Consider the following 26,410-nt stretch of genomic DNA (forward strand, 5'->3'; position numbering starts at 1 on the left):
GCTCAGGCAGGTTTGACGGCGGTGTACTCGGAGAAGATGCCGAGTTCGAGGTGGCGGTGCACCTCGGTGAAGCCCGCGGTGCGCAGCGCGCCCATCACGACCTGCGGCGAGATGCAGGCCTCGATGGTGTCCCAGTAGTAGCGCCACAGCTCGGCGGTGTCGCTGCGGCGCCCCACCGCGCGCGCGATCAGCGGCACCACCGCGCGCATGTAGCCTCGCAGCAGCGATGTGGACAGGCGGCCGACGGGGCGCGTGATCTCGAGCAGCAGCACCCGGCCGCCGGGGCGCAGCGTGCGGTGGAATTCGGCGAAGGCGGCCGACACGTCGGCGATGTGGCGCAGCGCGTAGCCCAGGCTCAGGAAATCGGCACTGGCGTCGTCGCAGGGCAGGGCTTCGGCACGGCCCCGCCGCAGCTCGACGCCGGGCAGGTGCACTTCGCCCATCATGCCCGGGCTGGGGTCGACGCCGACCAGGCGGCCCTGCGGGCCGATCAGTCGCAGCGCCTCGCGCGCGACCATGCCGGTGCCGATGCCCACGTCGAGCACCTGAGCACCGGGGCCGAGGCCGGCGCGCGCCAGTGCGCTGCGCCGGTACCAGGGGCCGGAGCCGAGCGCCAGAATGCGTTCGATGCGCTCGTAGTCGGGCGCAGTGTCGTCGAAAATGCGGCGCAGGAAGCGCTGGTGATCGGCCTCGTCGCCGTAGTAGGCGCTGAGCGGTGCATGCGGTGGCAGCGCCTCCCGGAGCGGGCTGGTGGGGGGCGGGTCGACATGCATTCGGTGATTATCGCAAGCCCCCGGCAGACCGACCCACGCCACATGACCGATCCCGTGCACGGCCCGGGGAGGGCGGCGACACTCCGGGCGGCCCCGGGCCACCGCCGACCGCTTTACGCAAGTTCACACTCCTTCATGCGTGGCTTGAGCTCGCATGGCACCGTTCGCCTTTGCCCGAGATTCGCTTCGAAATGAAAAGAACAACCCTGTTGGGGATCGCCGTGCTGCTGGTCGCAGCGGTGGCGGCGCTCGCCTGGACCCTGGCGCCGCGCCTGGCGGCATCGGGCGCGAGTGCCACCGCGGCGTCGGCGCCCGGGGCCGGGCCGGCCGTCACGGTGACGACGGTGGCAGCCCGACGCGAGGACTTCGCGCTGGAGCTGGGCGCCACCGGCACCGTCAGCGCGCTGAACCGCGTGGAGATCCACCCGCAGGTCAGTGCGGCCATCACCCGGGTGCACATCCGCGAAGGCCAGACGGTCCAGGCCGGCCAGCCGCTCTTCACGCTCGACAGCCGGGCCGCCGAGGTGCGCGTGACCCAGGCCCAGGCCCAGCTGCAGAAGGACCTGGCGACGCTGGCCGATGCCGAGCGCCAGCTGGCGCGCAGCCGCGACCTGCTGCGCCAGGACTTCGTTTCGCAGAGCGCGGTCGACACCAACCTGAGCCAGGTCGAGGCCCAGGCGGCCGTGGTCGCGGCCGATCGTGCAGCCATCCAGGCGGCGCGCGTGGACCTGGGCTATGCCCGCATCGTTGCGCCGAGCACCGGCCGCGTCGGTGCGATCGCGGTCTATGCCGGCAGCTACGTCACGCCGGCCTCGCCGGCGCTGGCGACGGTCACGCAGCTCGACCCGATCGCGGTCAGCTTCCCGGTGCCGCAGCGCCACATCGGCGCGCTGCTGGCCAGCCTGAAGTCGGGCTCCGGCCGCGTGACGGCGCAGCTGCCGGACGCCCGGGGCACGCTCACCGGCACGCTGCAGTTCGTGGACAGCGCGGTCGACGCCAATGCGGGCACGGTGCAGGTCAAGGCGCAGTTCGCCAACCCGAAGCAGCAGCTGTGGCCGGGCGCCTACGTGGACGTGAAGCTCGCCGTCGGCAGCTTGCCCGGCGCGATCCTGGTGCCGCAGGCCGCGATCATCCAGGGTGCGCAGGCCAAGTCGGTCTACGTGGTCGGCGCCGACGGCAAGGCGCAGTTGCGCACGGTGGACGTCGTGGCTTCGGCCGGCGACGTGGCGGTCGTCACCGGCGTGCAGGCCGCGGAGCGCGTCATCGTCGACGGCAAGCAGAACCTGCGGCCCGGCTCGCCGGTGGTCGAGCAGGCGGCGGCGCCCTCCGGCGCGGCGAGCCGGCCCGGCAGGCGGGCCGCGGCCGCCTCGGGGCCGCAGCCATGAACCTGTCGGAGCTGTTCATCCGCCGTCCGGTGATGACGGTGCTGCTGAACCTGGCGATGGTGGTGGGCGGCGTGATCGCCTACCGGCAGATCCCGATCGCCGCGCTGCCGAGCTACAACACGCCGGTCATCAATGTCTCGGCCGCGCTGCCCGGGGCCAGCCCGGAGACCATGGCCACGTCGGTGGCGCTGCAGCTCGAGAAGCAGTTCTCGACCATCCCGTCGCTGAGCCTCATCAGCTCGACCAGCACGCTGGGCAGCACCTCGCTGACGCTGGAGTTCGACGAGGGCCGCGACATCGACGCCGCGTCGGTCGACGTGCAGGCGGCCCTGCTGCGTGCGCAGCGCTCGCTGCCGCAGGACATGACCGCGCCGCCGTCCTACCGCAAGGTCAACCCGGCCGATGCGCCGGTGCTGCTGATGGCGATGACCTCGCCGTCGCTGAACCTGTCGGACCTGAACGACTATGCCGAGCACCTGATCTCGCCGACGCTCTCCACGCTGCCCGGCGTTGCGCAGGTCAACATCTTCGGCCAGCGCCGCTACGCGGTGCGCGTGCGGGTGCATCCGCAGGCCCTGGTGGCCCGCGACATCGCGCTCGAGGAGCTGAGCGCGGCGCTGGCCACCGCCAACGCCAACACGCCGGTCGGCACGCTCGATGGCGACCGGCAGACGCTGACGGTGCAGGCCAACCGGCAACTGCGCAACGCGGCCGAGTTCTCCGACCTGATCGTCAGCAGCAAGAACGGCAACACGGTGCGGCTGCGCGACGTGGCCACCGTCGAAGACAGCTACGAGAGCGTGAAGACCTCGGCCAACTTCAATGGCGAGGCATCGATCACGCTGGCCGTGCAGCGCCAGCCCGACGCCAACACGGTGGCGGTGGTGGACGCGGTGAAGGCCGCGCTGCCGGGCTTCACCGCGCAGCTGCCGCAGTCGATCCGGCTGAGCCTGCTGAACGACCGCTCGACGTCCATCCGCGACGCGCTGCACGACGTGAACCTGACGCTGCTGGGCACGATCGCGCTGGTGGTGCTGGTGATCTTCCTGTTCCTGCGCCGCGCGGTCGCGACCGTGATCCCGACCTTGTCGCTGCCGGTGTCGCTGATCGGCGCGGTGGCGCTGCTGTGGGCCGGCGGCTACAGCCTCGACAACATCTCGCTGCTGGGCCTGACGCTGGCGGTCGGCCTGGTGGTGGACGACGCGATCGTGATGCTCGAGAACATCATGCACCACGTCGAGCAGGGCATGGCGCCGTTCGAGGCGGCGCTGAAGGGCTCGCGCGAGGTCGGCTTCACCATCATCTCGATCTCGACCTCGCTGGTCGCGGTGTTCATCCCGATCTTCTTCATGCCGGGCGTGATCGGCCTGCTGTTCCACGAATTCGCGGTGATCGTCTCGCTGGCCATCCTGGTGTCGGCCTTCGTCTCGCTGACCCTGGTGCCGATGCTGGCCGGGCGCTACCTGAAGCCCGAGGCCACGCAGCGCCGGCCCGGCGCGCTGGTGCGCGGCTTCGAGCGCGCCTTCGCGGCGACGACCCGTGCCTATGTGCGCACGCTCGACGTCGCCTTGCGCCACCGGCGGCTGGTGCTGGGGGTGGGCCTGCTGACCTTCGCGCTGACGGCGCTGCTGTTCGCGACCAGCCCGAAGGGCTTCTTCCCCGAAGAGGACATCGGCCAGATCCGCGTGTCGACCGAGGCGTCCGAGGACACCTCGTTCGACGCGATGGTCAAACTGCAGGACCAAGTGGTGCAGCTGATGCTGGCCGACCCGAACGTGCTGAGCGTCAACTCCGTGAACGGCGGCAGCGGCACGCAGAACACCGGGCGCATGTTCCTCAACCTGAAAGCTCGCGCCGAGCGGCTGCCGATGAAGCAGGTGGTCGAGGGCCTGCGCAAGAAGCTGCGCAGCGTGGCCGGCATCACCGTCTACCTGCAGCCGGTGCAGAACCTGCAGCTCGGCGGGCGGCCCAGCAAGAGCCAGTACCAGTACATCCTGCAGAGCGTGAAGGCCGACGAGCTCAACGACTGGGCCACCAAGCTGCAGGAGAAGCTGCGCGCCGACACCGGGTTCCGCGACGTGACGTCCGACTCGCAGCTCAAGGGCCTGCAGGCGTCGCTCAGGATCGACCGCGACAAGGCCAACACCCTGGGCGTGTCGATCGACTCCTTGCGCAATGCGCTGTTCAGCGCCTTCGGCGAGCGCCAGATCGCCACCATCTACACCAGCGCCGACAGCTACCAGGTCATCATGGAAGTGGCGCCCGATGCCAAGCGCGACGAGCGTGCCTTCGACGGCATCTACCTGCGCAGCAGCAGCGGCGCGCTGGTGCCGCTGAACAGTTTTGCGACCGTGGAGCGCACGCTCGGGCCGACCGCGGTCAACCACGTCGGGCAGCTGCAGGCGGTGACGGTGTCCTTCAATCTCGCGCCGGGCGTGCCGCTGGGCACGGCGACCCAGCGGCTCGAGGCCTACGGCCGCGAGATCCGCCTGCCGGCCTCGGTGATCACGAGCTACGGCGGCGACGCGGCGGTGTTCAAGAGCTCGCAGGGCAGCCAGGCGATCCTGATCGTCGCGGCGCTGCTGGTCATCTACGTGCTGCTGGGCGTGCTCTACGAGAGCTACATCCATCCGTTGACCATCCTCGTGGGCCTGCCGTCGGCGGCGGTCGGCGCGCTGTTGATGCTCAGGTTGTTCGGCCAGGACCTGACCTTGATCGCGACCATCGGCATCCTGCTGCTGATCGGCATCGTGAAGAAGAACGCGATCATGATGATCGACTTCGCGCTCGACGCGCAGCGCAATCACGGCATGGAGCCCGCGGCGGCGATCCGCGAAGCCTGCATTCGGCGCTTCCGCCCGATCACGATGACCACGCTGGCCGCGCTGATGGGGGCGATCCCCATCGCGCTGGGCCTGGGCGCCGGCGCCGAGCTGCGCCAGCCGCTGGGCCTGGCGGTGGTCGGCGGCCTGCTGTTCTCGCAGGCCATCACGCTCTACCTGACGCCGGTGATCTACCTTTACCTCGACCGCTACAGCGGCCGTGGGCCGATCCAGACGCCGGAGGCGGTGGAGGCTCGCTGAGGTGCGGCGGCCGAGTCTCAGCGCCGCTTGCTGCCGCCGAGCAGGCTGCCGAGCACGCCGCGGATGATCTCGCGGCCGACCGTGGTGCCCATCGTGCGCACCGCGGACTTCGCCATCGATTCGGCCAGGCCTTCGCGCTTGCCGCCGCGCGGGCCGGTCGAGCCGAACAGGACGTCGCTCAGACCGCCGAACAGGCCGCCGCCGCCCTGCGGTGCCGGCGCACCGCCGCCGGCCGAGCGGTCGGCCTGCAGCTTGTCGGCCGCGTCGGCGGTCGCGGCACCGCGCCCCTTGAGCTTTTCGTAGGCCGACTCGCGGTCGACCGTCTTCTCGTACACGCCGGCCACCAGCGAGCCGGCGATCAAGGCCTTGCGCTGTTCGGGCGTGATGGGGCCGATCTGGCTGCCGGGCGGGATCACGAACACGCGCTGCGTCACGCCGGGGCGGCCCTTCTCGTCGAGCAGGCTCACCAGGGCCTCGCCGACCGCCAGCTCGGTGATCGCGGCCCCGATGTCGAGGCCGGGATTGGGGCGCATGGTGTCGGCGGCCGACTTGACCGCCTTCTGGTCGCGCGGCGTGAACGCGCGCAACGCGTGCTGCACCCGGTTGCCGAGCTGACCGAGCACGCTGTCGGGGATGTCCAGCGGGTTCTGCGTCACGAAATACACGCCGACGCCCTTGGAGCGCACCAGACGCACCACGAGCTCGATGCGTTCGATCAGGGCCTTGGGCGCATCGGTGAACAACAGGTGGGCCTCGTCGAAGAAGAACACCAGCTTGGGTTTTTCGAGGTCCCCCACCTCGGGCAGCAGCTCGAACAACTCGCTGAGCATCCACAGCAGGAAGGTGGCGTAGAGCCGCGGCGAGTTCATCAGCTTGTCGGCCGCGAGGATGTTGATCACGCCCATCGGTGTCGACGGGCCGCCCCGAGACGCCGATGCGCCCCCGTGGGGGGCAGGAGCCGAAGGCGACGTGGGGGCCAGGGTCACGTCGACGGTCTGCATGAAGTCGCCGATGTCGAGCATCGGCTCGCCGAAGAACTGGTCGCCGCCCTGTTCCTCGATCTGCATCAGGCCGCGCTGGATCGCGCCGACGCTGGCGGCGCTGATGTTGCCGTACTCGGTGGTGAAGTCCTTGGCGTTGTCGCCCACGTGCTGCAGCATCGCGCGCAGGTCCTTCAGGTCCAGCAGCAGCATGCCGTTGTCGTCGGCGATCTTGAACACCAGCGACAGCACGCCCTGCTGGGTCTCGTTGAGCGCCAGCATGCGGCCCAGTAGCAGCGGGCCCATGTCGGACACCGTGGCGCGCACCGGATGGCCCTGGGTGCCGAACACGTCCCACAGCGTGGCCGGGCAGGCGATGGCAGCCGGCGCGTCGAGCCCGCGGTCCTTCAGCACCTTGGCCAGCTTGTCGCTCACCGAGCCGGCCTGGGCGATGCCGGTCAGGTCGCCTTTCACGTCAGCCAGGAAGACCGGCACGCCGATCTTCGAGAACTGCTCGGCCAGCGCCTGCAGCGTGATGGTCTTGCCGGTGCCGGTCGCGCCCGTGATCAGGCCATGGCGGTTGGCCAGCGCCGGCAGCAGCGCGCATTCGATCTCGCCGTGCTTGGCTAACAGGAGCGGTTCGGCCATGGAGTCCTCGGTGGGTGGGTGGTCGGCGGGCGGCTGGGGTGCCAGCGAGGGCGTCCCCTAAAATCGCTGCAATCCTAAGCTTTCCGAAACGAGAACAACATGGCCGGCCATTCCAAATGGGCCAACATCCAGCACCGCAAGGGTCGCCAGGACGAGAAGCGCGGCAAGATCTGGACCCGCCTCATCCGCGAGATCGTCGTGGCAGCCCGCGCCGGCGGCGGCGACACCGCGATGAACCCGCGGCTGCGCCTGGCGATCGAGAAGGCCAAGGCCGCCAACATGCCGGCCGATCGCATCAAGTACAACGTCGACAAGGCCACCGGCAACCAGGAAGGCGTCAGCTACGAGGAAATCCGCTACGAGGGCTATGGCATCGGCGGCGCCGCGATCATCATCGACACGATGACCGACAACCGCGTGCGCACGGTCGCCGAGGTGCGGCATGCCTTCAGCAAGCACGGCGGCAACCTGGGCACCGACGGCTCGGTGAGCTTCCAGTTCAAGCACTGCGGCCAGTTCGTGTTCGCGCCGGGCAGCAGCGAGGACAAGATCATGGAAGTCGCGCTCGACGCCGGCGCCGAGGACGTGGTCACCGGCGACGACGGCGCTATCGAGGTGCTGTGCGCGCCGCCCGACTTCGAGGCGGTGCAGGAGGCGCTGAAATCTGCCGGGCTCGTGCCTGAACTTGCCGAAGTGACGATGCGCGCCGAGAACACCGTGGCCCTGGCCGGCGAGGACGCGCAGCGCATGCAGAAGCTGCTCGACGTGCTGGAAGACCTGGACGACACGCAGGCCGTGTTCCACAACGCCGAACTGGACGAGTGAGCGAAGCATGAAGGTTCTCGTCATCGGCGGTGGTGGCCGCGAGCACGCGCTGGCCTGGAAACTGGCGCAGTCGCCCAAGGTGCAGATGGTCTATGTGGCACCGGGCAATGGCGGTACGGCGAGCGACATGCGGCTCAAGAACGTCGCGATCACCGAGGTCGATGCATTGGCCGACTTCGCGCAGGCCGAGAAGATCGGCCTGACCGTGGTCGGCCCCGAGGCGCCATTGGCGGGCGGCGTGGTGGACGTGTTCCGCGCGCGCGGCCTGCGGGTCTTCGGTCCGACCCGGGCCGCCGCCCAGCTGGAGAGCTCGAAGGCCTTCTCGAAGGACTTCATGAAGCGCCACGGCATTCCGACCGCGGCCTACGAGACCTTCTCCGATGCCGCCGCTGCGCACGCTTATGTCGACCGGATGGGCGCGCCGATCGTCGTCAAGGCCGACGGCCTGGCGGCCGGCAAGGGCGTGGTCGTCGCGGCCACGCTCGACGAGGCCCACCAGGCGGTCGACTGGATGCTGCTCGACAACAAGCTCGGCGTGACCCACAACGCCGGTGGCGCCCGCGTCGTGATCGAGGAGTTCCTGGTCGGCGAGGAGGCCAGCTTCATCGTGCTGGCCGACGGCAAGCACGTGCTGCCGCTCGCCACGAGCCAGGACCACAAGCGGCTGAAGGACGGCGACGCCGGCCCCAACACCGGCGGCATGGGGGCCTACTCGCCGGCGCCGGTGGTCACGCCCAACATCCACGCGAAGGTGATGCACGAGATCATCCAGCCGACGCTGGACGGCATGGCGCGTGATGGCATTCCCTATACCGGTTTCCTGTACGCCGGCCTGATGATCGATGCCCAAGGCAACCCGAAGACGCTGGAGTTCAACTGCCGCATGGGCGACCCGGAAACCCAACCGATCATGATGCGCCTCAAGAGCGATCTGCTGGACGTGATGACGCACGCGGCCGACGGCACGCTCGACCAGGTCGAGTTGCAGTGGGACCGCCGCTTCGCGCTCGGCATCGTGATGGCGGCCCACGGCTATCCGGAGCAGCCGCGCAAGGCCGACGTGATCACCGGCCTGCCGGCCGAGGCGCCGGACGCGGTGGTGTTCCACGCCGGCACCACGCGCCTGAGCAAGGACCTCGTGACCAGCGGCGGCCGCGTGCTGTGCGTCACCGCGCTCGGCGACTCGGCCAAGGTGGCGCAGGCGCGCGCCTACGAGGCGCTGGCCGGCATTGCCTTCGACGGCATGCAGTTCCGCCACGACATCGGCCACCGTGCGATCAAGCGCTGATCGCCGCCCCGCGATGACCGACACGCTCGCCGTTCGCGACTACCTGCTGGGTCTGCAAGACCGCATCGTTACCGCGCTCGAAGCGCAGGATGGCGGCCGCTTCCTGAGCGACCGCTGGACGCGCGAGCCCGGCGGCAAGCTCGAGGGCGAAGGCCTGTCGCGGCTGATCGAGGGTGGGCGCCTGCTCGAGCGCGGGGGCTGCAGTTTCAGCCACGTGCGTGGCCAGGCCTTGCCGCCGTCGGCCACCCAGCACCGGCCCGAGCTGGTCGGGGCGCCGTTCGAGGCGATGGGCGTGTCGCTCGTCTTCCATCCGCGCAACCCCTATGTGCCGACGGTGCACATGAACGTGCGCATGCTGGCTGCGCGGCGCGCCGATGGTGAAACCGTCACCTGGTTCGGTGGCGGCATGGACCTGACGCCGTACTACGGCTTCGAGGAAGACGCGGCGCATTTCCACGCGACCTGCCGCGACGCGCTGGCACCGTTCGGCACGGACAAGTACCCGCGCTTCAAACAGTGGTGCGACGAGTACTTCTTCCTGAAGCACCGCAACGAGCCGCGCGGCATCGGCGGCGTGTTCTACGACGACTTCTCCGAGCTCGCCTTCGAAGGCAGCTTCGCGATGACGCGCGCCGTCGGCGACGCCTTCCTGGGCGCCTACCTGCCGATCGCGCAGCGCCGCCAGGCCACGCCTTACGGCGAGCGCGAACGCGAATTCCAGAGCTACCGGCGCGGACGCTACGTCGAGTTCAATCTGGTGTGGGACCGCGGCACCCTGTTCGGGCTGCAGTCGGGCGGGCGGGCGGAGGCGATCCTGATGTCGATGCCGCCCGTCGTGACCTGGCGCTATGACTGGAAGCCCGAGCCCGGCACGCCCGAGGCCCTGCTGTACAGCGACTTCCTGCGCCCGCGCGACTGGGTGGCTGCCGTTTGAATACGATCCGCGAACGGCGCATCGGCCTGTACGGCGGCAGTTTCGATCCACCGCACATGGGCCACCTGGTGCTCGCGATGACCGCGATGCGGCACCTCAAGCTCGACGAGCTGCGCTGGGTGCCTGCCGGCGCACCGTGGCAGAAGGACCGCACGCTGGTCAGTGGCGCCCACCGCGCCGGGATGATCAAGGCGGCCATCACCGGGCACCGCGGCTTCAAGCTCGATCGCCGCGAGATCGAACGCCCCGGACCCAGCTACACCATCGACACGGTGCGCGAGTCGCAACTCGCCGAGCCGAATGCGAAATGGTTCCTGGTGATCGGGCAGGACCAGTACGAGCGCCTGACCACATGGCAGGAATGGCGCGAACTGATCACGCGGGTCACGCTCGCCGTGGCGGGCCGGGACGGTCGTTCGCCCACGCTGCCCTCGGAATTGCTGGCCGTGTGGCACCGGATCGAGCCGCTGCCGATGCCGCCGATGAACGTGTCCTCGACGGCCATTCGCGCGCACCTCGCCGCCGGGGGCGCCGCGCAGGCTTTGGTTCCCGACATGGTGCCCACCGTGGTGGCGCGCTATATTGACCGTTATCGACTTTACGCGCCGCCGCGGGGCGGCGCGCCCGCCGCCTGAGGGCGGCACCTTGCCCGGAGCTGCATGGACATCCGCAAACTGCAACGCGCCATCGTCGATGGCCTCGAGGACGTGAAGGCCCAGGACATCCAGGTCTTCAACACCGAGCACCTGTCGCCACTGTTCGAGCGGGTGATCATGGCTTCGGGTCTGAGCAACCGTCAAACCAAGGCCCTGGCTGCCAGCGTGCGCGACGCCGTCAAGTCGCAGGGTTTTCCGGTCTTGCGCACCGAGGGCGAGGAGAACGGCGAGTGGATCATCGTCGACTGCGGCGCCGCCGTGGCGCACATCATGCAGCCCGACATCCGCCGCTACTACCACCTCGAAGAGATCTGGGGTGGCAAGTCGGTGAAGATGAAGTTCGGCGAGGTGAGCAGGGGCTTGGTCAAGGCCTCGGTTCCCGATGACGAGCCGGTCGCGACGAAGCGCGCTGCGGCTAAGCAGCCGACGGCGAAGTATTCGTCGCGTTCGGCGCCGGCGACACCCGCTGACCCGCCCCGGCCCCGCAAGGCGGCGGCCAAGCGAGCGGCGGTGAAGACGCCGCCGGCCCGCAAGGCGGCTGCGACCCCGGCGGCGGCGAAAAAGGCGCCGGCCCGCAAGGCTGCGCCCACCCGGGCGCCCGCCAGGAGCGCTCCTGCCAAGACGTCCCCCGCCAAGGCGCCGGCCGCCCGGCGGGCACCTGCCAAGAAGCCAGCCGCCACGAAGACCGCACCGGCCCGCAAGACGTCCCGGACATGAAGCTGGCGCTGGTCGCCGTCGGCCAGCGCCTGCCGGGCTGGGCCCAGGCGGCCTGCGAGGACTACCTCAAGCGCTTTCCGCCCGACTGGCGCGTCGAGCTCAAGGCCGTGAAGGCCGAGCCGCGCAACCAGGGCAAGACGGTGGAGGCGATGAAAGCCGCGGAGGCGCAGCGCATCGACGCGGCCTGCCCGAAGGGCGCACGCCGCGTCGTGCTCGACGAGCGCGGGGCCCGGCTCACGACGCCCCAGCTCGCGCAGCGGCTGCTGGCCTGGCAGCTTGACGGCCGCGACGTGGCGTTGCTGGTCGGCGGCCCCGACGGCCTGGCCGATACGCTGAAGGACGGTGCCGACGAGACGCTGCGCCTGTCGGACCTGACGCTGCCGCACGCATTCGCACGGGTCTTGCTCGCCGAAGCGCTGTACCGGGCCTGGTCGGTCAATGCCGGGCATCCCTATCACCGTGAGTAGCGACCGTGCCTGAGTTCCTCTATCTCGCTTCGCAGAGCCCGCGCCGCCGCCAGCTGCTGCTGCAGATCGGTGTGCGCCACGAGCTGCTGCTGCCCGGCGCCGACGAGGACAGCGAGGCGCTCGAGGTCGTGCTGCCCGGCGAGGCCGCCGCCGACTACGTGCAGCGCGTGACGCTGGCCAAACTCGCCGCCGCCCGTGTCCGGCTGCTGCAGCGGGAACTGCCGCCCGCGCCGATCCTGTGCGCCGACACCACGGTGGTGCTGGGCGAGCGCATCTTCGGCAAGCCGGTCGATGACGAAGCGGCGGCCCACATGCTGGAGGCCCTGTCGGGCCAGACCCACCGCGTGCTGACGGCCGTGGCCGTGGTCGAGGCCCCGCATGCGGCCTTCGAGCCGCAGCTGCGGCTGCAGGTCTCGAGCGTGCGTCTGCGTGCGCTGGCTTCCGACGAGATCGTGCGCTACGTCGCCAGCGGCGAGTCCCACGGCAAGGCGGGGGCGTATGCGATCCAGAGCCAGGCGGCGGCCTGGATCGAGCACGTCGAGGGCAGCTACACGGGGATCATGGGCCTGCCCTTGTTCGAGACGGCGCAGTTGCTCCGGCCCTTGGGGTGGCAGTTCTGAGCCCGCCCACCCTTAACATCACCCGCATGCAAGACATCCTGATCAACTGGTCCCCTCAAGAGACGCGCGTTGCCGTCATCGAGAACGGCGCGGTGCAGGAACTGCACCTCGAGCGCACGCTCGAGCGCGGCCTGGTCGGCAACATCTACGCCGGGCGCGTGGCGAGGGTGCTGCCGGGCATGCAGAGCGCCTTCATCGACATCGGGCTGGAGCGCGCCGCCTTCCTGCACGTGGCCGACCTGCACCGCGACGAGGTGCCGGGACGCGACGCCGGCGCGCCAGCGCCGATCGAGCGGCAGGTGTTCGAGGGCCAGGCGCTGCTGGTGCAGGTCATCAAGGACTCGATCGGCACCAAGGGTGCGCGGCTGTCGACGCAGATCAGCATCGCCGGCCGGCTGCTGGTGTTCCTGCCGCAGGACGACCGCATCGGCATCAGCCAGAAGATCGGTTCGCACGAGCTGCGCGAGCAGTTGCGCACGCGCATGCAGGCGCTGATCGTCCCGCCGAACGGCGGCAACAGCGGCGGCTTCATCCTGCGTACCAACGCCGAGGAGGCCACGGACGCCGAGCTGGCCGAAGACATCACCTACCTGCGCAAGACCTGGACCGCCATCCGCGAGCGCGCGTTCAAGGCGCCTGCGGGCACCTTGCTGCACCTGGACCTGAGCCTGGTGCAGCGCGTGCTGCGCGACCTGACCAACGACCAGACGCAAGCGGTGCGCATCGATTCGCGCATGCAGTACGAGCTGCTGAAGGCGTTCGGCGAGCAGTACACGCCGAGCTCGGTGGCCAAGCTCGAGCACTACCACGGCGAGCGGCCGATCTTCGATCTGTTCGGCATCGACCAGGAGATCGAGCGGGCGCTGGCGCGGCGCGTCGACCTCAAGAGCGGCGGCTACCTCATCATCGACCAGACCGAGGCGCTGACGACGATCGACGTCAACACCGGCGGTTATGTCGGGGCGCGCAATTTCGACGAGACGATCTTCAAGACCAACCTCGAGGCGGCGCTCGCGATCGCGCGCCAGCTGCGCCTGCGCAACCTCGGCGGCATCATCATCATCGACTTCATCGACATGGTGCGCGAGGAGCACCAGAGCGCGGTGCTCGCCGAGCTGCGCAAGCAGCTCGCGCGCGACCGCACCAAGATCACGGTCAGCGGCTTCACCCAGCTCGGGCTGGTGGAGATGACGCGCAAGCGCACCCGCGAGTCGCTCGCCCACCTGCTGTGCGAGCCCTGCCCCATCTGCCAGGGCAAGGGCCAGGTGAAGACGCCGCGCAGCGTGTGCTACGACATCCTGCGCGAGATCCTGCGCGAGGCGCGCCAGTTCAATCCGAAGGAGTTCCGCGTCGTCGCCAGCGCGGCGGTGGTCGAGATGCTGCTCGACGAGGAGAGTCAGCACCTTGCCGGCCTGTCGGACTTCATCGGCAAGCCGGTGTCGCTGCAGACGGAGCCGGGCTTGTCGCCGGAGGCGTACGACATTGTCCTGATATGAGCGGCCTCGGAACGAACGGGCGCCTGTTGCCTCCCGAAGCATGAGAGCGCTCGGCAATTTCACGGTGCGCGAGTGGCTTCGCCTGCTGCCGCTGCAGCATGCGCTCAAGCAACTGCGCAACGATGTGTGGCTGGCGGCCTATCAGCGACGGCGACCGAAGGATTTCGACGCCTTCACGGCTCGCAATGCCGGACTGCGCGATCGCAACGTCGTGCTGGTCATCGCCTTCGAACAACCGTGGGTGCTGGGCTGGCTGCTGGACATGGCGGCGCGGCATCTGCAGGACGCCACGGTCCTGGTCTTCGACAATTCCCGGCAACTCGCGCTGCGCCGGGACATCGAGCGGGTTTGCGATGCCCGGGGTGTCGCCTACCTGGGGCTGCCCGTCAATCGAACCCGGCACGTCAACCGTTCGCACGGGATGGCGATGTCGTGGGTGTACGCGAACGTGGTCCGCGCCATCGCACCGCGCCGGTTCGCTTTCATCGATCATGACTTGATCCCGATCGAGCCGGTGTCCTTGTCGGAGCGGCTCGGGAGCCAGGCGTTCTTCGGGTTGCCGGTGCTCAGCCCGTGGGCCTGGCAGCTCTGGGCGGGTTACTGCCTGTTCGACTTTGCGCAGGTCGGCCGACTGCCGATGAATTTTCTCTACGATTTTTCGCAGGGCCTGGACACGGGCGGGCGGAACTGGCACAGCCTGTATCGGCAGCATCCGCGCGATGCGCTTCGCTTTGCCACGAGCGACATGGTGGCGATCCGGGACCCGGCACTGGAGCCGCCGCCACGCATTCAGGTGATCGACGATCGCTGGCTGCACATCGGAGGCATCAGCTACAACGACAACTTCCGTTCGAAGTCGGAGCTCTGCGAGCGCTTGGCGCAATCCTTCGCGCAAGGCCTGACGTGGCCGGAGATTCGGGGCGATGCGGTCGAGCCGGACCGCGAGCCAGCTCCAGCCACCCCGTCCCGCTGATACCAACTTGCGTTCAACCCTGTCAAATCATCCGGCGTGCTTCGGCTCGTTGCCGCCGTTCGTGTGCGGGGGCGCCGGCGTTCGAAACGGCCCCCGGCCGGCTTCCTGCCGGTACCGCGCGTTGCTGGCGAGGCCGCCGGGTAAACGGCTCCGTTCGTGTCCCCCGGGCGCCGGCCTCACGGCCGTCCCCTCCTCCTTAACCTCACTTCGCCATTCACCCGACGCCCTCGCCAGCACTCACCATCGCCGCCTGCGAAGGTATTCGAGCCCTGGCAGGCCGCGGTGGTGGCAGCGCTGGGACGGGTTGCTGTGTGGAGTGAAGTTAAGGAGGAGGGCCGGGCGCCAGCCCGGCACGTGGGAGTGAAGCCGCGCGAGAGGCGCCGGAAGGCGCCTCTCGGCTGCTGAACGCCCAGCCGCGATACAAGCGGCAGGGCATGAACGCAACACAGCGACCCGGCGCGGCGCCACCGCCGACGTTGGGCAGTCAGCGTTTCGGACAAAGACACCGAACGGCCGCAACTTCCGGTGGGGCGACGACGGCTCAACGCAGCGGCGGCAGGCACCGGTCGGCCCGCAGGCGCCACGGCGCGATCAGTGCGGCAACCAGCCGGCCGGCGCCCCGCGTCATGCGCTCGCGATTGAAGCCCAGGGCCTGCAGCGGCAATGCCAGCAGACTGCCGAGTCCGATGCGCAGCATGGTGAGATTGCTCCGCGCGGCGCCGAAGTACTTGCGCTGGATGTAGAACTTCGACAGCGTCATGCACAGCGAGCGGCGGTAGCTCAGGCGCCAGGACGGCGCGCTCGACTGCCGCACCCGGTGCAGCACGTGCGCTTCGTTGACGAGCAGCAGCGGGTGGCCGGCGCGGCGCGCGCGCAGGCACAGGTCGTCGTCCTCGAAGTACAGGAAGAACCACGGATCGAAGAAACCGACCTCGCGCATCACCCGCAGGTTGAGCAGCATGGCCGCACCGGTCAGGAACTCGGTGCAGACGTCGCCCTCGGGATCGATCAGCGTCCTGGGTTGCGGTGCGTAGTAGGGTGGGCGATAGCACAGGCCGAGCAGGCCGGGGGCGTCGTAGATCTTCGGCCCCCAGATCGCCGCCTCCGGATAACGGCGGGTGGCGGCCAGCAGCGCATCGAGCGCGCCGGGCTGCAGCACGCAGTCCGGGTTCAGCAGCAGCGCAAACGCGGTGCTCACGCGCTCCAGTGCCAGGTTGTTGGCGCGGCCGAAGCCGAGGTTGGCATGAGGCTCGATCACCAGCGCTTGCGGCAGCAACTCGCGGGCGAGGGCCGCGCTGCCGTCGCTGCTGCCGTTGTCGACCACGATCACGTGCGGCAGGCCGGCCAACGGCGCCAGCGCGGCCGGCAGGATGTGGCGGCTGTTGTAGGTCACGAGCACGACGGTGATCGAAGCGGCGGCAGGGCTCATCGGGCGGGGTGGTTCAGTGCGCGCGGCAGCTTACACTGCGGCGCCGTTGATGCCCCTGTGCCTGCCGATCCCCGCGCGCCGCCGATGAAGCCGTTCCACCCCACCGAGCCGCCGCGTCGCGTGCTGGTGATCTGCCTGCGCCGACTGGGGGACACGCTGCTGAGCACCGCGCTCATCCGCAGCCTGCGCAGCGCGTGGCCCGGCTGCCGCATCGACGTGCTGGTGCCCGCCGCGTCGGCGCCGGTGCTGGCCGGCAATCCGGACATCGATGGCGTGATCACGGAGCCGGCGCAGGGCGGCGCGCTCGGCAAGTGGCGGCTGGTGGTGCGCCTGTGCCGGCGCTACGACCTGGCGATCAGCACGCTGTACAACGACCGCCCGCACCTCTACGCCTTGATTGCGGGTCGGTGCCGCGTCAACGTCGTGCCGGAGCCGCACGGCCCGGGCGCGCGCTGGAAGCGTTTTTTCTCCAGCGGCTGGGCGGTGCTGGAACTCGGTGCGCGCCATGCGGTCGACCAGTACCTGGTGCTGGCCGATGTGCTGGGCCTTGTGCGCGTGAGCGAGGTGGTGGCACCCTCGACCGCCGACACGACCGCGGTCGAGGCGGTGCTCGGCGGCGACTGGCAGCGCACGCCGCTGGCCGTGCTGCACCCCACGGCGATGTACCGCTACAAGGGCTGGACGGCCGACGGCTGGCGGGGCGTGATCGAGCACCTGACCGTGCAGCGCGGGCTGCGCGTCGTGCTCAGTGGCGGCCCGGGCGATGCCGAGCGGCGCAGCGTCGAAGCGCTCGTCAAGGGCCTGACGCCGGCCGCTGCAAGCCGCACCGTCAATGCGGCGGGCCGCTGGACGTTCGCCGAACTGGCAGCGGTGTTGCGGGTCGCGCGGCTCTACCTCGGTCCGGACACGTCGGTCACGCATCTCGCGGCAGCCTGCGGCACGCCGAGCGTGGCGCTGTTCGGGCCGTCCCATCCGGTGGCCTGGGGACCCTGGCCGAACGGCTACGCGCAGGCCGGGGTCAGCCCCTGGCGATTGAAGTTGCCGCTGCAGCACGTGGAGAACGTCTGGCTCGTGCAAGGCGAGGGCGCCTGCGTGCCCTGCCTGCAGGAGGGCTGCGACCGGCACGTCGACAGCCACTCCGCCTGTCTGGACGGGCTGGCCGCTTCGCGCGTCAATGCGGTGCTCGACGAGGTGCTCGCTGCTTAGCGCTTGCCCTGTGCACGCTTCAGTGCAACGACGGTATTGGGATGGCAGTGATGCAGGCATTTGCGCAAGCGCCACCAAAACGGGATCTCAGTGGCTGAGCGGAACAGCCGCCAACGCTGCGAATTGTCGGCAGCGTCGAGCAGCGATCGCAGATAGCGTTCGCGAGCCAAGGGCCGGACCAAGGAGCCGAGTACATCTTCGTAGCAGCCGACCAGCGCTGCGTCGTGCAGTAGCTGCTCCATCTCGGCCAGCAGGCGATCGTTCTGCCTGCGCGTCCAACGCACGAAGCGTTCGGCAGTACTCCATGCATCCATTGCCGAAGTGCCGCCACGTCGGTACCGGACCAGCGGTGCGTCCACTGTGACAGCACCGCCCAAGGCGATTGCCCGGAAGGCCATGATCTGATCTTCGTAGAAGACTCGTGGGTTCAGTGGACCAAAACGCCCCATCAAACGACGCGTGAACGCGTGGCTGGCGCCAATCACGTAAGGTCGATGCGCGGCCCACTGGCTGACGCTGGTCCATGCCGCGAGGTCATCCACATGAAGCGTTTTGTGCAGTGCCCCGTCATGGTCCATGTCAGTGACATGGCTCGCGATCAGGTCGGCGCGACAATGGGTCCGCTCCCACGCTGCCAGCAATTGCTGAACGCGCGTCGGCTCCGAGATATCGTCGCCGGCGGCTGTCACGATCAAGTCGCCGGTCGTGTCACGCACCACTTGGTTGTAGTGCTCGCCGATGCCCACGTTCACGGAGTTCCGGCGCACGCGTACCTGGTGTGCGCCACGGTATGCGGCAGCGACAGCCTGCAGGACCGCGAGGGTGTCGTCACTCGAACCATCGTCCGACAGGACGATCTCCAACGGCTCGCACTCCTGTGCAAGACAACTCTGGGCCGCAAGGTGGACGACCGATTGCTGGTTGTAGGCCAGCAGCACCAGGCTGACACGTTGGCTCATTTGTCGCGGCGGATCAGTGCCCGCCGTCTCGTTGGCCACGCTTGACCGCTTCCAACTCCCACAGAAAGTACGCCAGCTGTCCCTTCATCCTCTTGCGCCAGCGGCGGAACAGTTGCTTGCGGCTCAGTGCCGCTGCGCTGAAGGAGTCGTCGAGCAGCACCCATTCAGCCCGCCGGGCAATGAATTCGCCACCGAACCCGTACATGCGTCCGAGCGGTCGTTCGCCGCAGAAGTACTCATGCGTTCGGTCGGTGATGAAGTTCACATGCGTCGGATCCTGAAAGACCGCAGCATTGGGATAGCTCGGAGTGACAGCGTAGAAAAGGCCTCCGGGTGCAAGTACTCGCCATGCCTCGTTCATCAAGCGGACAAAAGGAAAGAAAGTCTCGGTGCCATCGGCCGTCGCGAGCAGTCTTGGCACATGCTCGATGAAATCGAAACCCGACAACGAACCGAAGGTGTTGTCGGCGTAGGGGATCGGCTCCAAACTCAGGTTGGCAGCGCGGAACTCAAAGCCACTGTCGGAGGACAGCGCCCGGATATCGACGCCAGCCAGGCGGCTGCGCCCATAGGGATTGCGTGGTCGCTTTCCGCATCCGAGATCAAGATGAAAGTCGGGTATCGATTGCATAGTCGGAGGTGCCATTCCAGTCGAGTTGAGAGGAGCTCGGCATTTCGGTCAGTCGAGCAACTCCGTCTTGAATTGCAGCGCATGCAGCCGCGCGAACAGTCCCCCGCGCGCCAGGAGTTCCGCGTGCGTGCCTTGCTCGACCACATGCCCCGCCTCGAGCACGACCACGCGGTCGGCCGCCTCGATGGTGGAGAGGCGGTGGGCGATGACGATCGACGTGCGGCCGACCATCAGCCGGTCGAGTGCCGACTGCACCAGCCGCTCGCTTTCCGAGTCCAGCGCCGAGGTCGCTTCGTCGAGGATCAGCACCGGGGCGTCCTTGTAGATCGCGCGCGCGATCGCGAGCCGCTGCCGCTGGCCGCCGGAGAGCTGGCTGCCGTTGTGGCCGATCAGGCTGTCGATGCCTTCGGGCAGGGTCTGCACGAAGTCGAGCAGGTTGGCGCCGGCCAGCGCGTCGCACACCTTCTGCGTGTTGTGCGATGCACCGAGCGTGACGTTGGCGGCCACGCTGTCGTTGAACAGCACGACGTCCTGGCTCACCAGCGCGAACTGGCGGCGCAGAGCCGTCAGCTCCCAGTCGGGCAGCGCCACGCCGTCGAGCAGCACGCGGCCGGCGCTGGGCTCGATGAAGCGCGGCAGCAGGTTCACCAGCGTGGTCTTGCCCGAGCCCGACGGGCCGACCAGGGCCACGGTCTCTCCGGCTGCGACGGCGAGGTCGACGCCGGCCAGGGCCGGTGCCTGGTCGGCGGCGTAGCGCAGGCGCACGCCTTCGAGCCGGAGTTCACCACGGGCCCGCGGCACGGCGTGCGTGCCGCCGCTTTCGGCCGGCGCGTCCTGCACGAGCGACACGCCGCGCTGCACGGCGGCGAGGCCGCGCGTGACCGGTCCAGCCACTTCCGACAGGTGCTTCAGCGGCGTGATGAGCATCAGCATCGCGGTGACGAAAGAGACGAAGCTGCCGACCGTGCCGCTGCCGTCGCCGGCCTGCCACAGCGCGGCGACGATCACCGCCGACAGCGCGCAGGCCGACAGCAGCTGCGTCACTGGCGTGACCGTCGAGGCGGCCACCGTGGCCTTGAGCATCAGCTGGCGCAGGTTGTCGCTGGTGCGCCGGAAGCGCTCGCCCTGTGCCCCGGTGGCACCGTGCAGCCGCACGATGCGCCAGGCCAGCACGTTCTCCTCGACGACGTAGGCCAGCTTGTCGGTGGCCTGTTGCCCGTCCACCGCGATGCGGTGCATGCGCTTGCCGAACACGCGCATCACGGTCGCCACCGCGGGGAACAAGGCCGCGATGAACAGCGTGAGCTGCCAGTTGATCCAGATCAGGTAGCCGAGCAGCGCCACCGCGGTCAGCGAGTCCTTGATCAGCGTCTGCACGGCGTTCACCAGCAGGTTGCAGCCGTTCTGCACCTCGTAGACCACCGAGTTGATCAGCTTGCTGGCCGACTGTTCGGTGAACAGGCTCGGCCTGGCGTCGAGCACGCGCTCGAACATCGCATTGCGCATGCGCAGCGTGCCGCGGTTGGCCGTCCAGGCCAGCGCGTAGTTGACGACGAAGCCCGCGATGCCGCGCGTGAGGAACAGCCCGATGATCGCGACCGGGATCACCCACAGCGGCAAGGCGCCGCGGGTGAAGCCGCTGTCGAGCAGGGGCTTCATCATCGCGGCCAGCAGCGGCTCGGTGGCGGCACCGACGGCGCCACCGAGTCCGGCGACGACGAGGCCGCGCCGCGCGTCGGAGAAATAGGGCCATACGGCCTTGAGCCGGGCGAGGTTCTGTTGCTGGGGGTCGGGCATGCGGCGCGCGGCGGTGCGGAAAGCGTCGGCGATGATACGCGGCGCCCTGGGAGCGACCGCGTTGTGGCCGAGGAGGGGCTGCCTACAATGCGGGCCGAGAAACCACCCGCCGCATGTCGCTGTCCGTCATCGTCATCACCCGCAACGAAGCCCGGCACATCGACGCCTGCCTGGCGTCGCTGGCCTTCGCCGACGAATGGGTGGTGCTCGACTCGGGCAGCACCGACGGCACGCGCGACATCGCCGCGGCCCGGGGCGCCAGGGTCGTCACGACGAGCGACTGGCCGGGTTTCGGTCCGCAGAAGAACCGCGCGCTCGAGGCCGCCACCGGCGAGTGGGTCTTCAGCATCGACGCCGACGAGCGCGTGACGCCGGAACTCGCGCATCAGATCCGTGCCGCGATGGCGGCCCCCGCCGGCCCGGCGGCCTACACCGTGTCACGACTTTCCTCGTTCTGCGGCGTCTGGATGCGCCATGGCGACTGGTATCCTGACCATGTGTTGCGCCTGTTCCGCCGCGGCCAGGCGCGCTTCACCGACGACCTGGTCCACGAGCACGTGGCCGCGAGCGGCCCGGTCGGCCACCTCGACGGCCACCTCCTCCACGAAAGCATGCCCAGTCTCGAGTCCTGTCTCGACAAGATGAACCGCTATTCGAGCGGGCGCGCGCTCGACCGCCACCGTGCCGGCAAGACCGGTGGGCTGGGCGCCGCCCTGACCCACGGCGTGTGGGCATTCCTGCGCTCCTATGTGCTCCGGCGCGGTTTCCTGGACGGCCGCATGGGTTTCGTGGTCGCCGTCAGCGTCGCCGAAGGCACCTATTACCGCTACCTGAAAATGTGGCTGCTCGATCGCGCTGCGGTCGAAGCGGCTGCACCCCCTGCTGCATGAATCACATTCGACCTGCTTTTCCTCCATCGATGCTGCGCCGCAGCTTGGTGGCGCTGCCGCTGGCGGCCGCGCTGCCTCGCGCGATGGCGCAGTTTCGCGTCGAGATCTCGGGCGTGGGCGCCACCCAGGTGCCGATCGCCATCGTGAAGTTTCGCGACGAGGAAAAGGCGGCACAGCCGGTGGGCGCCATCCTGCGCGCGGACCTCGAGCGCAGCGGTGTGTTCCGCAACCTCGACACGGCCGGCGTCGCCCTCGACGAGGGTTCGCAGCCGGCCATGAGCGACTGGCGCGCTCGCAGCGCCGACGCGCTGGTGGGCGGCTCGGTGACGCGCCTGGCCGACGGCCGCTTCGACGTGCGCTACCGGTTGTGGGACGTGGTCAAGGGCCGCGACCTCGGCGGCCAGAGCTATGCGGTGGCGGCGGCCGACCTGCGGCTCGCCGCCCACCGGATCGCCGATGCGGTCTATGAAAAGCTGACCGGCGAGAAGGGCGTGTTCTCGACGCGCATCGCCTACGTCACCAAGGCCGGTGGCCGCTACACGCTGTGGGTGACCGATGCCGACGGCGAGGGTGGGCAGTCGGCGCTTGCCAGCCCCGAGCCCATCATTTCTCCGGCCTGGTCGCCCGACGGCCGGGAATTGGCCTATGTGTCCTTCGAGAGCCGCAAGGCGGTCGTCTACGTGCAGGAGGTCGCCAGCGGCAAGCGCCGCACGCTGGCGAGCTTCCGTGGCTCGAACAGTGCGCCGGCCTGGTCGCCCGACGGGCACCAGATCGCGCTGACCCTGAGCCGCGACGGCGGCTCGCAGCTGTTCGTGATGGGCCGCGACGGCGAGGGCGTGAAGCGCCTGACCAATAGCGGCGCGATCGACACCGAAGCCACCTGGTCGCCCGACGGCAAGTCGATCTACTTCGTCAGCGACCGCGGCGGCAGCCCGCAGATCTACCGGGTGCCGGCGGGCGGCGGCAATGCCGAGCGGGTGAGCTTTGGCGGCAGCTACAACATCAGCCCGGCCCTCAGCCCGGACGGTCGTTCGATGGCCTACATTGCACGCGACGGCGGAGCCTTCCGGCTGCAGGTGATGGACCTCGCGAGCGGAACCAGCCGCGCGGTGAGCGACACCAAGGACGACGAAAGCCCCAGCTTCGCGCCGAACGGCCGGCTGATCATCTACGCCACCCGCGATGGTGGCCGCGACGTGCTGATGACCACCACCGCCGACGGCAAGATCAAGGCACGCCTCGTGTCGACCCAGGCCGACGTTCGGGAGCCGGTCTGGGGTCCTTACGGACGCTGAGCCAGACGGCCGACGCCCCTTTTTGCTCGATAGATGAACCATTCCACAAGGAGAGAACCATGATTTCGATGATCCACCGCACGACCCCCGCACTGGCCTTGCTGGCCGCACTGGCCCTGGCCGGTTGCAGCTCGCCGGTGAAGCTGGACGAGCCGCCGGTGGAAAGCCGCACCGCCACGCCGGTGGGTGGTGCGGGCGCCGGTGGCTCGGCCAGCGGCACCAGCCAGTCGCAGGTGGCCAATGTGGATCTGTCGGCCCAGCAGGCCGGCGCGCTCGGCAAGGTCGTCTACTTCGACTTCGACAGCTTCGTGGTGAAGGACGAGTTCCGCCCGATCGTCGACAACTACTCCAAGGCGCTGAACGGCGACCGCAAGAAGCGCGTCGTGATCGAAGGCCACACCGACGAGCGCGGCGGCCGCGAGTACAACCTCGCGCTCGGCCAGAAGCGCGCCGAGGCGGTGGCCAAGTCGCTCACGCTGCTGGGCGTGCAGGACGCGCAGATCGAGTCGGTCAGCTACGGCAAGGAGCGCCCGGCCGTCACCGGCAGCGACGAAGCCGCCTGGGCCAAGAACCGCCGTGCCGAACTGCGCGACCGCTGACATGTCTTCGGGCACCGTCACGGCAAAGCGCGCCGGCTGGCGCACGCTGGTCCTGACCGCGGCGCTGCTCGGCGCCGGGGCCGCGCAGGCGGGCCTGTTCGACGATGACGAGGCGCGCCGGGCGATCCTGGACGCACGCGCCCGCATCGACCAGGTCGAGCAGGGCTCCAAGGCACGCGAAGCCGAGCTGACCGAGCAGGTCAACCAGTTGCGGCGCAGCCTGCTCGATCTCAACTCGACCATCGAGCAGTTGCGTGCCGACCTCGCCAAGTTGCGCGGCAGCGACGAGCAGCTGCAGCGCGATGTGGCCGACCTGCAGCGCAGGCAAAAGGACGTGCAGCAGGGCATCGACGAGCGCCTGCGCAAGATGGAGCCGCAGAAGGTCACGCTCGACGGCAAGGAGTTCCTCGCGGAACCCGAAGAGACGCGGCTCTACGGCGACGCCGTCAACGTGCTGCGGCAAGGCGATTTCACGGGGGCCGTGAATGCCTTCAGCGCCTTCCAGCGTCGCTACCCGAGCAGCGGCTACTCGACTGCGGCGCTGTACTGGCTGGCCAACGCGCAGTACGGCAAGCGCGACTACAAGGACGCCATACCCTCGTTCCGAGCGCTGGTCGCGGCGGCGCCGGACCACCCGCGTGCGCCCGAGGCCCTGCTGTCGATCGCCAACTGCCAGATCGAACTCAAGGACACCAAGGCAGCGCGCCGCACGCTCGACGAGCTGCTCAAGGCCTACCCGAAAAGCGAGGCTGCGCAGGCCGGCCGTGAACGCCTCGCTTCGCTGAAGTGAGTGCGCTGCCGGCACCGGACGAGGCCGATCCGGAGCGCCGCTTCGGCGGCCTCCGGCGGCTCTACGGCGACGCCGGCTATGCCCGGCTGAGGGCGGCGCGCGTGGCGGTGATCGGCGTCGGCGGCGTCGGTTCCTGGGTGGCGGAAGCGCTGGCGCGCAGCGGCGTGGCCGCGCTGACCCTGATCGACCTCGACCAGGTGAGCGAGTCCAACATCAACCGCCAGGTGCAGGCGCTGGGCGGCACGCTCGGCCAGGCCAAGGTGCAGGCGCTGCGCGAGCGCATCGCGCAGATTCACCCTGGCTGCCGGGTGCACACGGTCGAGGAATTCGTCGAACCCGACAACTGGCCGGGCCTGCTGCCGGAGCCGGTCGATGCGCTCGTCGACGCCTGCGACCAGGTGCGTGCGAAGGCGGTGCTGGCGGCCTGGGCCCTGGCCGGCGCGCTGCCGTTCGTGTCGGTCGGTGCCGCAGGCGGCAAGCGCCGCGCTCAGGCGGTCGAGGTGGACGACCTGGCTGCGGTCACGCACGACCCCTTGCTCGCCTCGCTGCGCCAGCGCCTGCGTCAGCACCATGGCGCGGCCCGCCAGGGCGCCGTGGGCCTGCGCTGCGTGTTCTCGCGCGAGCCGGTGCGCGGGCCCGACGGCGCCTGCGAAGTCGATGGCAGCCTCAACTGCCACGGCTACGGATCGGCCGTCAGCGTCACCGCGACCTTTGGTTTTGTGGCGGCAGGTGAGATCATCGAGGGCCTCGTGATCCGCGACGCGCAGACTTGAATCGACGTAAAAAGTCTGGCTATAATGAGCGGCTCTACGGCGGGTTGTTAGCTCAGTCGGTAGAGCAGCGGACTTTTAATCCGTTGGTCGCGTGTTCGAGTCACGCACAACCCACCAAGGTGCGCTTCACCCAGCGCCCACACCGTGGCCAGTTCACGGGCTCTTAGCTCAGTTGGTAGAGCAGCGGACTCTTAATCCGTAGGTCGAGTGTTCGAGTCACTCAGGGCCCACCAAGAAAGACAAGGCCTCGCACGACAGTGCGAGGCCTTTGTCATTTCTGGCCGTGACAAAAACCTTTATTGCGCTGTAAAGCGCCACTTGGTTTGAGACCACTGTCCATTTTGGGATCTGTAAAAGCAGCGGCAGGTTCAGACCGGTTCGCTTGATCTGGCTCAAAGCAGGCGCTGCCCACCGGGCCGAGGCTACAGGTCGCAGCAAGATACCCCGTCGCCCAAGCTCCATCCGCAGCAGAGGCCCGCCATGACGCGCGTCAGCTTGACCATCATCCGCCGAGAGCACCGCGCCCTGTCCGCGATGCTGCGCGCCATCAATCTGTTGCTGGCGGAGCACCGCCGGCGCGGGACCTTGCCCGACTTCGGCATGCTGCGCGCGATGCTGTTCTACGTCGACGAGTTTCCCGAGCGCCTGCACCACGCCAAGGAAAGCAAGTTGCTGTTCCCGATGCTGCGCGCGCGCAGTGGCGAGCGCACGGCCATTCTGAACCGGCTCGACCAGGATCATGCACAGGGCGAGCAGTTCATCCGCAAGCTCGAGCACGAGCTGCTGGCCTTCGAGGTGATGGCCGAGACGCCGCAAGGCGAAGACCGGCGGGGCCGCTTCGAGCAGTCGATGAAGGCCTACATGCATTTCTACCTGAACCACATGCGGACGGAAGAGACGATGGTGCTGCCGATGGCAGAGCGCGTGCTCAGCGATGCCGACTGGAGCGAGCTGGATGCGGCCTTCCTGCAGAACCGCGATCCGCTCGCGGGCGGCGAAGACGAGGAGGTGTACGCCGCCGTCTTCAAGCGGATCACCGAGGCCCAACCGCTGCTGTCGGGTCTGGGCTCTGCGCTGGAGGCGCTGGCGGGGCGCGCCACCGCACGGCCCGCGCAGCAGGGGCATGTGCTCGTTCTCTAGGTGCCGGTCTGAACGCCGAGATGCGCTGCAAACGGGGCGTGCTGGCCCCACAACGA

General features: G+C 69.0%; 24 protein-coding genes and 2 tRNA genes. 20 read left to right on the plus strand and 6 right to left on the minus strand.

Annotated features, from left to right (window positions below; all coding sequences use genetic code 11):
* Nucleotides 1–2 precede the first annotated feature (2 nt).
* A complete protein-coding gene (locus ACQY9S_RS03360) occupies nt 3–773 on the minus strand; it encodes a class I SAM-dependent methyltransferase (protein ID WP_428423157.1) in 771 nt (256 codons plus the stop codon).
* A gap of 191 nt (nt 774–964) precedes the next feature.
* Here ACQY9S_RS03360 and ACQY9S_RS03365 point away from each other — a divergent pair, with 191 nt between their 5' ends.
* Together ACQY9S_RS03365 and ACQY9S_RS03370 are read left to right on the plus strand one after the other, a co-directional pair.
* A complete protein-coding gene (locus ACQY9S_RS03365; RefSeq protein WP_428423158.1) occupies nt 965–2,158 on the plus strand; it encodes an efflux RND transporter periplasmic adaptor subunit in 1,194 nt (397 codons plus the stop codon).
* Nucleotides 2,155–5,241: an efflux RND transporter permease subunit gene (locus tag ACQY9S_RS03370; protein ID WP_428423159.1), complete on the plus strand. Its 3,087-nt coding sequence runs from the start codon at nt 2,155–2,157 to the stop codon at nt 5,239–5,241. Before ACQY9S_RS03365 ends, ACQY9S_RS03370 begins: the two co-directional genes overlap by 4 nt.
* A gap of 17 nt (nt 5,242–5,258) precedes the next feature.
* Here ACQY9S_RS03370 and ACQY9S_RS03375 read toward each other — a convergent pair whose 3' ends face one another.
* Nucleotides 5,259–6,869 (minus strand): helicase HerA-like domain-containing protein, encoded by a 1,611-nt coding sequence (locus ACQY9S_RS03375; RefSeq protein ID WP_428423160.1) that lies wholly within the window; start codon nt 6,867–6,869, stop codon nt 5,259–5,261.
* A 99-nt stretch (nt 6,870–6,968) separates the two neighbouring features.
* Here ACQY9S_RS03375 and ACQY9S_RS03380 point away from each other — a divergent pair, with 99 nt between their 5' ends.
* The 9 genes from ACQY9S_RS03380 to ACQY9S_RS03420 are packed head-to-tail and all read left to right on the plus strand — an operon-like array spanning nt 6,969 to nt 14,845.
* Nucleotides 6,969–7,694 (plus strand): YebC/PmpR family DNA-binding transcriptional regulator, encoded by a 726-nt coding sequence (locus tag ACQY9S_RS03380; RefSeq protein WP_428423161.1) that lies wholly within the window; start codon nt 6,969–6,971, stop codon nt 7,692–7,694.
* A 7-nt stretch (nt 7,695–7,701) separates the two neighbouring features.
* Nucleotides 7,702–8,982, plus strand: coding sequence for a phosphoribosylamine--glycine ligase (gene purD, locus ACQY9S_RS03385; RefSeq protein WP_428423162.1), 1,281 nt, complete (start codon nt 7,702–7,704; stop codon nt 8,980–8,982).
* A gap of 13 nt (nt 8,983–8,995) precedes the next feature.
* Nucleotides 8,996–9,916, plus strand: coding sequence for an oxygen-dependent coproporphyrinogen oxidase (gene hemF / locus ACQY9S_RS03390; protein ID WP_428423163.1), 921 nt, complete (start codon nt 8,996–8,998; stop codon nt 9,914–9,916).
* Between the two features lie 56 nt (nt 9,917–9,972).
* On the plus strand, nt 9,973–10,551 hold the full coding sequence (nadD, locus tag ACQY9S_RS03395) for a nicotinate (nicotinamide) nucleotide adenylyltransferase (RefSeq protein ID WP_428423164.1): 579 nt from the start codon (nt 9,973–9,975) through the stop codon (nt 10,549–10,551).
* Nucleotides 10,552–10,575: 24 nt separating this feature from the next.
* Nucleotides 10,576–11,289 carry a ribosome silencing factor gene (gene rsfS, locus ACQY9S_RS03400; RefSeq protein WP_428423165.1) on the plus strand — a complete coding sequence of 238 codons (714 nt, stop codon included), beginning with the start codon at nt 10,576–10,578 and terminating at the stop codon, nt 11,287–11,289.
* Nucleotides 11,286–11,756 (plus strand): 23S rRNA (pseudouridine(1915)-N(3))-methyltransferase RlmH, encoded by a 471-nt coding sequence (gene rlmH, locus ACQY9S_RS03405; RefSeq protein ID WP_428423166.1) that lies wholly within the window; start codon nt 11,286–11,288, stop codon nt 11,754–11,756. Before rsfS ends, rlmH begins: the two co-directional genes overlap by 4 nt.
* 5 nt (nt 11,757–11,761) lie before the next feature.
* Entirely contained in the window at nt 11,762–12,376 is a 615-nt protein-coding gene (locus ACQY9S_RS03410) for a Maf family protein (RefSeq protein WP_428423167.1), read from the plus strand.
* A 26-nt stretch (nt 12,377–12,402) separates the two neighbouring features.
* Nucleotides 12,403–13,872, plus strand: a complete 1,470-nt coding sequence (gene rng / locus ACQY9S_RS03415; RefSeq protein WP_428423168.1) for a ribonuclease G — start codon at nt 12,403–12,405, stop codon at nt 13,870–13,872.
* Nucleotides 13,873–13,912: 40 nt separating this feature from the next.
* The gene (locus tag ACQY9S_RS03420; RefSeq protein ID WP_428423169.1) at nt 13,913–14,845 is read left to right on the plus strand and encodes a hypothetical protein; all 933 of its coding nucleotides are present in this window, start codon (nt 13,913–13,915) and stop codon (nt 14,843–14,845) included.
* Nucleotides 14,846–15,386: 541 nt separating this feature from the next.
* On the opposite strand, the gene ACQY9S_RS03425 is transcribed toward ACQY9S_RS03420, so the two are convergent.
* Nucleotides 15,387–16,274 carry a glycosyltransferase family 2 protein gene (locus ACQY9S_RS03425; RefSeq protein WP_428423170.1) on the minus strand — a complete coding sequence of 296 codons (888 nt, stop codon included), beginning with the start codon at nt 16,272–16,274 and terminating at the stop codon, nt 15,387–15,389.
* Between the two features lie 84 nt (nt 16,275–16,358).
* On the opposite strand from ACQY9S_RS03425, the gene ACQY9S_RS03430 reads away from it, so the two are divergent.
* Nucleotides 16,359–17,480 (plus strand): glycosyltransferase family 9 protein, encoded by a 1,122-nt coding sequence (locus ACQY9S_RS03430; RefSeq protein ID WP_428423171.1) that lies wholly within the window; start codon nt 16,359–16,361, stop codon nt 17,478–17,480.
* Here the strand turns inward: ACQY9S_RS03430 and ACQY9S_RS03435 are convergent.
* Genes ACQY9S_RS03435 through msbA form a run of 3 tightly spaced genes read right to left on the minus strand, consistent with a single transcriptional unit; the run spans nt 17,477 to nt 20,867 of the window.
* Entirely contained in the window at nt 17,477–18,439 is a 963-nt protein-coding gene (locus ACQY9S_RS03435) for a glycosyltransferase family 2 protein (RefSeq protein ID WP_428423172.1), read from the minus strand. The two genes, ACQY9S_RS03430 and ACQY9S_RS03435, sit on opposite strands and share 4 nt — an antisense overlap.
* 13 nt (nt 18,440–18,452) lie before the next feature.
* Entirely contained in the window at nt 18,453–19,070 is a 618-nt protein-coding gene (locus ACQY9S_RS03440) for a hypothetical protein (protein ID WP_428423173.1), read from the minus strand.
* A 48-nt stretch (nt 19,071–19,118) separates the two neighbouring features.
* Nucleotides 19,119–20,867, minus strand: coding sequence for a lipid A export permease/ATP-binding protein MsbA (gene msbA, locus ACQY9S_RS03445; protein ID WP_428423174.1), 1,749 nt, complete (start codon nt 20,865–20,867; stop codon nt 19,119–19,121).
* A gap of 113 nt (nt 20,868–20,980) precedes the next feature.
* Here msbA and ACQY9S_RS03450 point away from each other — a divergent pair, with 113 nt between their 5' ends.
* The 8 genes from ACQY9S_RS03450 to ACQY9S_RS03485 all read left to right on the plus strand — a co-directional run bounded on the left by ACQY9S_RS03450 (nt 20,981) and on the right by ACQY9S_RS03485 (nt 26,354).
* The gene (locus ACQY9S_RS03450; protein ID WP_428423175.1) at nt 20,981–21,757 is read left to right on the plus strand and encodes a glycosyltransferase family 2 protein; all 777 of its coding nucleotides are present in this window, start codon (nt 20,981–20,983) and stop codon (nt 21,755–21,757) included.
* A 29-nt stretch (nt 21,758–21,786) separates the two neighbouring features.
* Nucleotides 21,787–23,052: a Tol-Pal system beta propeller repeat protein TolB gene (tolB, locus tag ACQY9S_RS03455; protein WP_428425569.1), complete on the plus strand. Its 1,266-nt coding sequence runs from the start codon at nt 21,787–21,789 to the stop codon at nt 23,050–23,052.
* A gap of 59 nt (nt 23,053–23,111) precedes the next feature.
* Nucleotides 23,112–23,651: a peptidoglycan-associated lipoprotein Pal gene (gene pal / locus ACQY9S_RS03460; protein ID WP_428423176.1), complete on the plus strand. Its 540-nt coding sequence runs from the start codon at nt 23,112–23,114 to the stop codon at nt 23,649–23,651.
* A gap of 1 nt (nt 23,652) precedes the next feature.
* On the plus strand, nt 23,653–24,441 hold the full coding sequence (gene ybgF, locus ACQY9S_RS03465) for a tol-pal system protein YbgF (RefSeq protein ID WP_428423177.1): 789 nt from the start codon (nt 23,653–23,655) through the stop codon (nt 24,439–24,441).
* Nucleotides 24,438–25,214, plus strand: a complete 777-nt coding sequence (locus tag ACQY9S_RS03470) for a tRNA threonylcarbamoyladenosine dehydratase (RefSeq protein ID WP_428423178.1) — start codon at nt 24,438–24,440, stop codon at nt 25,212–25,214. Before ybgF ends, ACQY9S_RS03470 begins: the two co-directional genes overlap by 4 nt.
* Nucleotides 25,215–25,255: 41 nt before the next feature.
* A tRNA-Lys gene (locus ACQY9S_RS03475) sits at nt 25,256–25,331 on the plus strand.
* A gap of 40 nt (nt 25,332–25,371) precedes the next feature.
* A tRNA-Lys gene (locus ACQY9S_RS03480) sits at nt 25,372–25,447 on the plus strand.
* A gap of 247 nt (nt 25,448–25,694) precedes the next feature.
* Nucleotides 25,695–26,354 (plus strand): hemerythrin domain-containing protein, encoded by a 660-nt coding sequence (locus ACQY9S_RS03485; RefSeq protein ID WP_428423179.1) that lies wholly within the window; start codon nt 25,695–25,697, stop codon nt 26,352–26,354.
* Nucleotides 26,355–26,410 lie beyond the last annotated feature (56 nt).

The sequence above is a fragment of the Methylibium sp. genome (assembly GCF_965279545.1).
In the GTDB taxonomy this organism is placed as follows: Bacteria; Pseudomonadota; Gammaproteobacteria; order Burkholderiales; family Burkholderiaceae_C; genus Methylibium.